This window comes from Prevotella conceptionensis 9403948 (assembly GCF_000312305.1).
In the GTDB taxonomy this organism is placed as follows: Bacteria; Bacteroidota; Bacteroidia; order Bacteroidales; family Bacteroidaceae; genus Prevotella; species Prevotella conceptionensis.
The window spans coordinates 168,259-177,078 of the sequence record NZ_HE999443.1 but is presented as its reverse complement, the minus strand read 5'-3'; the positions used below and the strand labels follow the sequence as shown (position 1 = coordinate 177,078).

Annotated in this window: 7 protein-coding genes; 5 read left to right on the top strand and 2 right to left on the bottom strand. The window is 50.6% G+C overall.

Going from position 1 to position 8,820, the window contains the following annotated elements:
- The coding region (locus BN93_RS19030) for an FAD-dependent oxidoreductase (protein ID WP_157462602.1) at positions 1 to 111 on the bottom strand (111 nt) is incomplete at its 3' end.
- A 45-nt stretch (positions 112 to 156) separates the two neighbouring features.
- Complete coding sequence (locus tag BN93_RS00565) at positions 157 to 1,302, bottom strand: glycosyltransferase family 4 protein (RefSeq protein WP_019186408.1); 1,146 nt, start codon at positions 1,300 to 1,302, stop codon at positions 157 to 159.
- Positions 1,303 to 1,424: 122 nt separating this feature from the next.
- Here BN93_RS00565 and BN93_RS00560 point away from each other — a divergent pair, with 122 nt between their 5' ends.
- From BN93_RS00560 to BN93_RS18235, 5 genes are all read left to right on the top strand, one after another.
- The gene (locus BN93_RS00560) at positions 1,425 to 2,069 is read left to right on the top strand and encodes a DUF4294 domain-containing protein (protein WP_019186407.1); all 645 of its coding nucleotides are present in this window, start codon (positions 1,425 to 1,427) and stop codon (positions 2,067 to 2,069) included.
- A 224-nt stretch (positions 2,070 to 2,293) separates the two neighbouring features.
- Positions 2,294 to 5,266, top strand: a complete 2,973-nt coding sequence (locus BN93_RS00555; protein ID WP_044259306.1) for a carboxypeptidase-like regulatory domain-containing protein — start codon at positions 2,294 to 2,296, stop codon at positions 5,264 to 5,266.
- A gap of 213 nt (positions 5,267 to 5,479) precedes the next feature.
- The gene (locus tag BN93_RS00550; protein ID WP_019186405.1) at positions 5,480 to 6,817 is read left to right on the top strand and encodes a DUF4876 domain-containing protein; all 1,338 of its coding nucleotides are present in this window, start codon (positions 5,480 to 5,482) and stop codon (positions 6,815 to 6,817) included.
- Positions 6,818 to 7,124: 307 nt separating this feature from the next.
- Positions 7,125 to 7,889, top strand: a complete 765-nt coding sequence (locus BN93_RS18240) for a DUF6850 family outer membrane beta-barrel protein (protein ID WP_232211050.1) — start codon at positions 7,125 to 7,127, stop codon at positions 7,887 to 7,889.
- A 19-nt stretch (positions 7,890 to 7,908) separates the two neighbouring features.
- Positions 7,909 to 8,727: a DUF6850 family outer membrane beta-barrel protein gene (locus tag BN93_RS18235; protein ID WP_232211049.1), complete on the top strand. Its 819-nt coding sequence runs from the start codon at positions 7,909 to 7,911 to the stop codon at positions 8,725 to 8,727.
- Positions 8,728 to 8,820: the final 93 nt, after the last annotated feature.

Below are 8,820 nucleotides of genomic sequence, written 5' to 3'. Positions count from 1 at the left end.
GCCTGCTTGCGTTTCTTGTTCGAGTACGGTAACCTCATAGCCGTTTCGTGCGAGGATGTGTCCGCACGAAAGGCCGCCAAGTCCGCTACCAATGATGATGCACTTTTTCATTTATTGTTGGTGGTTGGGCATCTTGCGATGCCAGGCTTTCTAGGCTTACTTATTCTCAAAAAGGCACTGCGCCACCTGCTGCGCCACGTTCTTGTTCTCAAATCTTTGCACGTATTCCATGCTCCGACTGATAGATTCGTCGCGCCCTGCTTGCCCTTTCAGTCTGGCATTGATGGCTTGCGCCATGCCCTTATGGTCGTATGGGGCCACATATAGGCTATGTGGGCCGCCCGCCTCTTCAAGGCACGACCCCGTACACGCCACAACGGGCAGTGCGCTTTGTATGGCCTCGATGATGGGAATGCCAAAGCCTTCGTAGCGCGAAGGATAGGCAAACACTTCGGCCTGCTGGTAAATGGCCGGCAAGTCGTTGTTGGGCACATTGTGCAAGAAATGCACGCGCGCCGACAAACCATTGTGCGCCGCCCACGATTTCACCTTATTGATATAAGGCGTGGGACGACCCAGCACCACCAAATGCACTTCCCTGTCCACGTTCTTCATGGCCTTGACCGCAAGCAGCACGTTTTTTCGCGCCTCGATGGTGCCCACATTCAGCACAAAACGCGATGGCAGTGCATAGCGTTGGCGCACTTCGTTCAGCTTTTCGGGCGTTGCTCGCTCGCGAAAACGCGTGTCGCAGCTTTGATATATCACGCTGATGCGCTCTTCGGGATAGTGGCCATACTTCATGATGTCGCGCTTGGTGCATTCGCTAATGGCGATAATGCGGTTGGCCTCTTTCAGCGTTTTGTGGAACTTCCAACGGTAAATCAGCGCGTCCCACCAATGATAGAACTCGGGATGGCGCATAAAAATAAGGTCGTGAATGGTGACAACGGCATCGATGCCTGCGTGTTTAACGCCCTTGGGCAGTTCGCCCGAGAGGCCATGAAACACCTGTACGCCACCGCGCAGCAGGTCTTTCACCACACCGCCACTTCTCCACGCTGCCTTTTTCAGCGCGTTTTTCGCGTTCTTGGGGTACACCATGCGCAGGTTCGGCGCACTTTTCACCTGTCGGGCCAAGTCTTCTCGGCCCGCATCGGGTGCATAAAGCAGCAGTTGTGCGTTGGGATAGAGGGCAGCAAGGTCGTTAACTAGGTTTCTTCCGTATGCTCCCAAGCCCGTTCCGTTCCGCACTACGCGTTTGGCATCAAAGCCCACGATAATGTTCTTGTCTTCGTTCATCAGGCACAAACTTACACAAAAAATGCGTAAATCAAGGCAAAATCTGAAAATAAGATGTGTAGTTGGCATATATTTAAGCAGAAAATACTTATTTTTGTACTTGCACATAAATCGTAAAAGAAATGAAACGCTTTTGTATGGCCATGCTCTTTGTGTTGTTCTGTGTCGCCAACTCGTGGGCGCAAAAGGACGGTCAGCTCCGTGTAAACCCCGAAGAGAAGGAGGTAGACATGGATAATCCCACCTTTGTGCCGATGGTAAAGGTGGGTAGGGTGCTGGATAAGGGCGACAGCATACAATATGTTGAACTGAACAAGATATATGTTTATCCGCAGCTGACGTTTGAAAACGAACGCCAACGAATGGAGTACAACCGCCTTGTGTATAACGTAAAAAAGGTGCTGCCCATTGCCAAAGAGGTGAACAAGATTATTATCGAGACCTACGAATACTTGCAAACGCTGCCCGATAAGAAATCGCGCGACGAGCACATGAAACGTGTTGAGGCCGACATCAAACGCGAATACACGCCACGAATGAAGAAACTAACATACGCGCAGGGCAAGTTGCTCATCAAATTGGTGTATCGTGAAACCAGTTCGTCTTCGTATCAGCTCATCCAAGCCTTTCTTGGACCCATCCGCGCAGGCTTTTATCAGGCCTTCGCCTGGTTTTTCGGGGCCAGTCTTAAAAAGGAATATCAGCCTAATGGCGTGGATAGACTAACCGAAAGGGTGGTGTTGCAAGTGGAGGCAGGGCAGTTGTAGGAGCTGGGAGTGTTTGGTTAATCAGACTAATCAGGCTGGTCTGACTGGTCAGACAAGTCCGACTGGTCCGACAGATCTGACAAGTCCGACTAATCAGACAGGTCCGACTGGTCCGACAAGTCCAACCCCTTTATCCCCTTTTTTAGGTATTGTTTTCCTTACAAATAATACCTATCTTTGCAAAGCATTGCTGTACATCGGCATTAACTAACCTTTAAATGCGAATGTTCAAAATATGTTTTGCAATGCTCTTGTTTGTCGTGGGTGCGGCCACAACGCTCAAAGCGCAGGGCGTTTTGCTGAACGGCACCATCAAAAGCAAAGGCGATGGGCGGCCAATAGAGTATGCCACCGTTACGCTAAAAGAGTGCGAGCTGTGGGCTATCACCGACAATAAGGGGCGTTTCGCCATTAAAAACGTGCCTATGGGCAACGTAACGTTCACCGTGCGTTGCCTAGGCTTTGCCACGTTTACCACGAAGGTGAACGTAAGGGCAGGCATGCCACATGTAGACATCGGCCTAAACGACGACAACCTGAAACTGAACGAGGTGGAAGTGGTGGCCAAACGCAAGGGCGATGCCACAACAACAAGCTACACCATCGACCGCTTGGCACTTGACAACCGACAAGCCTTGAACCTTGGCGACATCATGAGCCTTCTTCCTGGCGGCAAAACATGGAATAGTTCGTTGCTGCGCAACACCCGCATTGCCCTTCGCAGCAGTAGCGGAGAGATGGGTAACGCCTCGTTTGGTACGGCCATCGAGGTAGATGGCGTGCGACTGGACAACAACGCCACGCCCGGCGAAACACTCGGAGCAGGTACGCGCACCCTTAGCACGGCCAATATCGAGAGCGTTGAGGTGGTTACGGGGGTGCCGTCGGTTGAATATGGCGACCTAAGCAACGGCATTGTGAAGGTGAACACGCGTAGCGGAAAGTCGCCCTTCATCGTAGAAGCCAAGCTAAACCAAAATACACGCCAGCTGGCACTAAGCAAAGGCGTTGACCTTGGCGGCAAAATGGGACTGTTTAACTTCTCAATGGAACACGCACGCACGTTCGGCGACATCACTTCGCCCTTCACCGCCTACCAACGCAACGTGCTTTCAGCCCAGTATATGAACGTGTTGATGCGCCAAAGCATGCCCCTAACGCTGAAACTTGGTGTTACGGGCAACGTGGGCGGATATAATTCGAAGGCCGATCCCGATGGCGAACTAGACAGTTATAAGAAAGAACGCGACAACAGATTTACCGCAAACCTCTCGGCCGAGTGGCTGCTCAACCGCAAATGGCTCACCAGCGTGGTACTGAAATCGTCGCTTTCGTATGCCGATCAGCTATACGAGAATTACAGCCACACAAGTTCAGCCACTACACTTCCCTACATCCACACCATGAAAGAAGGCTATTTCGTGGCCTACGACTATGACAAACACCCCTCGGCAGACATCATTCTGGGGCCTACGGGCTATTGGTATGTGCGCAGTTTCAACGATAGTCGACCCCTAAGTTACGCATTTAAGTTGAAGGCCGATTGGACAAAGCGGTTCGCGCGCATATATAATAAGGTGTCGGTTGGGGCAGATTACACCGGCAGTCGCAACCTCGGCCGCGGCACTTACTACGAGGAGGCGCGCCTAACACCCACATGGCGCCCCTACCGTTACCACGAATTGCCCACGCTGAACAACCTTGCCATATATGCCGAAGAACGTCTGAACATGCCAACGGGCAAGCTTTCGAACATGGAACTGACCGTGGGCGTTCGTAACGACATCAGTCATATCGCTGGTTCGGCCTACGGAACGGCCTCAACCCTCTCGCCACGCGCCAACCTTCGTTACGTGTTTTGGCATGGCAGGGATGCCTTGGTGCGAAGTCTTTCGGCACATGTGGGCTGGGGAAAATCGGTTAAACTGCCCTCGTTTCAAGTGCTTTACCCCCGCACCAGCTATATAGACCGACTGGCATTTACGCCTGGTAGCACGGCCGACAACAAAGCTTACTATGCCTATCACACCTTTCCGTCGCAGGCGGAGTACAATCCGCAACTGCAATGGCAGTACACCAACCAGCTAGACCTTGGCTTACAGGCCAACATTGGCCACACACGCGTTAACGTTTCGGCCTTTTATCACAAAACGTTTAACCCATATACGGCCGTAGTGGTGTACAAACCCTACACCTATAAGTACACTTCGCAAGCTGCATTAGAGCATTGCCCCATCCCATCGGCCAACCGCGAATACCACATCGACCAACAAACAGGCATCGTAACCGTGAGGGACATCACGGGTGCCAACGCCCCCATACAGCTGCCTTACAAGGAAAGGGAAGGCTATCTGAGCAACCGCAAATACGTAAATGGGTCGCCCACCGAACGTTTCGGTATAGAATGGATTGTGGATTTCGCACCAATCAAGGCGCTACGCACTTCGCTTAGGCTAGACGGAAACTACTATTACTACAAGGGATTAGACGATTTGCTCTTCGCAGCATTGCCTTCGGAGGCTGGCACGCTCAATGCACAAGGCAAGCCTTACACCTATATTGGCCATTATCGCGGCAGCGGAACAACCTCTACCGACAATACGGCGTCGCCCTCGGTAAGCAACGGTTCGCTCACGCACGAGTCCAATCTCAACATTACCCTCACAACCCACGTGCCGCGCATACGCATCATCATGTCGCTACGCGTTGAGTGTTCGCTCTATCAATACAACCGTCCGCTAAGCGAATTGCCAAACGGAACGCGCGGATATGCTTTGGAGAAGGGCGACGATTTCTTTGGAAAGCCCTACACGCGGGATGTTCGCGACAAGCACATGGTGGTTTATCCCGAGTATTACAGCACGTGGGAAGAACCCGATAAGCTTATCCCTTTCGCCGAAAAGTTTGCTTGGGCCAAAGACAACGACCCCGCTTTGTTCAACGATTTGGCTAAGCTGGTGCAACGAACCAACTATGCCTTCGTGATGAATCCCGAACGTTTGTCGGCCTATTACTCGGCCAATTTCAGCGTAACGAAGGAGATTGGCGACCGCGTACAAGTGATGTTCTATGCCAATAACTTCTGGAACACCATGAGTCGAGTGCGTTCCACGCGCACAGGGCAAGAAACTTCGCTCTATGGCAGCTCGTATGTGCCCGCCTTTTACTATGGGTTGGGGCTGAAAGTGAAGATATGATGTGCGGAGTTGAGGAGTAAAGTAGTAAGTAGTTATGGAGTTAAGGAGTTAAGCCAAATGTGTTGTTGCAGCGTGGCAAACGTTCTCACAAACTCATAAACTCACAGACTCATAAGCTCACAAACTCATCAACTCACAAACTCATCAACTCACAAACTCACAAGCTCACAAGCTCATAAACTAAAAAACTCATTAACTAATAAATAAGCAATTATGTATCGCAAAACAATTCTTATCAATTCGTTCTTAGCAGCGTTTTTTGCGCTGCTGGTTTTGTCGTGCAGCAGCGACGACAAGGTAGACACGGTGCAAACCTGTAAGGTTAACGTAACTTTGCAGTATCCCGAAAACAGCATTCAGCCCTACGAAGGCGCGAAAGTTGAACTTGTTGACGCACGCGCATCGGTGTTCGTAGCCACAACCAACGCAAAGGGAGTGGCCGAATTCACTGTGCCAGCAGGCATATACGATGTTCGGAGTAACGCAACACGCAGCGATGGTATATGGAAACTCAACCTTAATGGCAATAAAAGTAAGGTAGTTGTATCGCCACCCGCTACGGAAATAAAGCTTGAAATGAAACTCTCAAAAGCTGCCCAGATTATCATTAAAGAACTTTACAATGGTGGTTGCCAGCCTGATAATGGTGGTAGATTTTTCCAGATGGACAAGGGGTTTATTCTCTATAACAATGGTGGCGAGGTGGCTGTAATCAATAATTTGGCCGTTGGCATTGTAGATCCCTACAACTCGCAAGCACCAAGCAAATGGCTAAAAAACGGCAAGTTGGTATATGACGGACAAGGTTACATCCCTGGTATTCATGGTATTTGGTATTTCCAAGGACCGCTCGTGATGCAGCCTTACTCGCAAATTGTGGTGAATGTTAATGGTGCTATCGACAATACCAAGACTTATTCTAAGTCGGTTAACTATGCAAACAAGGACTATTATGCCATGTACGACCCCGAATCGGGATACGACAATGAGCGCTATTATCCCTCTCCATCAGAGCTTATCCCCACTTCTCATTATCTAAAAGCCGTCGAATACGGACAAGGTAATGGCTGGACACTTAGCGTAACGTCACCTGCCATGTTCATTTTCCAGACCAAAGGCGTTACGCCACGCAACTATGCCACCAACGTTTCGAACATTATCTATGCCCCAGGGGCTGCACATAATCCGGTGACCGCCAACTTAAAGATACCTAACGAATGGGTTATCGATGGCATCGAAGTTTTTAGTTCTGCATACATGACCGCGAACGCCAAGCGCCTACCTGCCGAAATAGACGGCGGAAACGTACTCCTTACCTACCAATTGGGCCACACGCTCTACCGCAACGTGGACAAAGAAGAGACAGAAAAGCTGCCCGAAAACAAGGGAAAGCTGGTGTATGGCTACACGATGGGCGTGTCTACGGGCGACCCAAGCGGCATCGATGCCGAGGCTTCGATAAAGAATGGCGCACATATTATATATATGGACACCAATAACTCTACCAACGACTTCCACGAAAGGAAGGCTTTCTCCATTAAAGGAAAGTAAATTGGCAAGTTGGAAAATTAACGAGTTAACAAATTAACAAGATGAAAACGCTCTGCCACGTGCGTGGCTTGGCTTAACAAAAAAGGGCTTTGGGGGCTGTTTTCTAGGAAAGCTAGGCGTTCTGGAACAACCAGAATGCCTAGAATTCCTAGGGCAACTTGAATAACAAGAAGCCCTAGTATGATTAGAATATCTAGAATCCCTAGGATAATATGAATAACTGGGATGCCTAAAATTATTAGAACCCCAGCCCCTATCCCCCTTTAATCCTTACCTCTTTAAACCCATTAACCCCTCCATTTGCCCTGTGTTATCACTCCTTTTACTCGCCCTGCCCTTCACGTCGACAGCTCTCCCAGCCGACACCACTCCTCACTTTCGCGACTTCAACTACGTGAAACAGGCCAAGCCGTGGCTCACTTCGCCCAACGCAGCTGCACTAACAAGCTACAATCAGCGCAACATCTCGATGGCCGAAGTAAGGGGCAGCATGGCCAAAGGCGACCTCGTGGACTACTCCCAGTCCTCCAACGTGGTGCAAGCAGGTGCGATGGTCGAGTCGTTTTTCCGTATTAACCCACGCACCGTGGCTTGCGGACGGATGGATTACGACAACTTCGCGGGCAAAAACATGTTGGGTTCGGTGTTCATCAACCCCGAACGCAAACCCTTCGACCTATCCGAAGACTCGCTAACCAATCCCGGCAACAAGCATCGCGACACCTATAACCTCGTAGGAGCCGTAGGTATAGACCTCTGGCGAGGCTTAGCCGTGGGCGCAAAGGTAGATTATACCGCCGCCAGCTACGCCAAATACAAAGATCTTCGCCACCGAAACAGCCTGATGCAACTCAATCTTTCGCTGGGCATTGCAGCCCCAATAGGTAAAAAATGGATGCTGGGTGCCAACTATATTTACGGCCGAAGCACCGAAAGTCTGCGCTTTGTAACCTACGGAAAAACCGAAAAGGTGTATAAAACGCTTGTAGACTATGGCGCATTTACGGGCGAAGTGGAGCAGTTTGGCAACAAAGGCTACACCGACGACTCGCGTGTAACAGCCCCTACTTGACGAACAAAACGGGCTTGCCTTGCAGGCAGAAAGCAATTTGGGGCGTGGGTTCTCGCTCTTTCTTGGTGCGCAGATGGTGCACCGAAACGGATTTTACGGCCGCAACTCGCCTTATTCTATCGTGCATTTCAAACATCAGGGCGACAACTATGCGCTGCAATTGGTGCTGAATAAATACCGCACGTATAGTCAACAACAGCTGTCGCTGTCGTACACCAACGAACAGCTCACCAACCACAAAACCACTTATCGCGAGAACCAAACAGCAACAGGCAGTTCGTTTTACGAATACTTCGACCCCATAAAAACATCCAACAAACGTTGGAGCAGCCTGAAACTGGCCTATACAGCATGGTTAAGGCTGTTTGGCGGCATCGCGCATTGGACCATCTCGGCCGCCTTGCAAGCCGACAGTCGCCAAATCTCGGCCTATCTCTACCCCTACGTTCAGCGACAACAGCTGCATACCAACCTGCTTTCGCTGCTCGTCACGCGCAATATCTCCCTTAGTCGCCGCGCCATGCTATCCCTTACAGGTGGACTTTCTCACCAATGGGGCAGCGGCGAGCCAGGCCAAACAGCCACATTGGCAACGCCTAGCGACAAACAAAAGCCCCCAACGCTGATGCAAGCCTATCTCTACCGCCATCATCATCTGCTAACCGCACCGCAATGGGGCTTGCATCTGGCCGCCAAATACGCCTTTGGCCTACGCCATTTGCCCTTTCCCCTCTACGTTCGCGCCCAAACCACGTGGCACCGAACCGCCAAACCTTCGCCTTGGATTGACAACCAACACCGCACCGAGGCCACTTTGGCCATAGGCTGCACGTTTTAAGGCAGGTTCTAAAAAATGCCTTCATACATCGGCGTATGTTTAAAACAGCAAAACATTATCCAATATGCAGACAAGATTTCTAAGGCAAGTAAG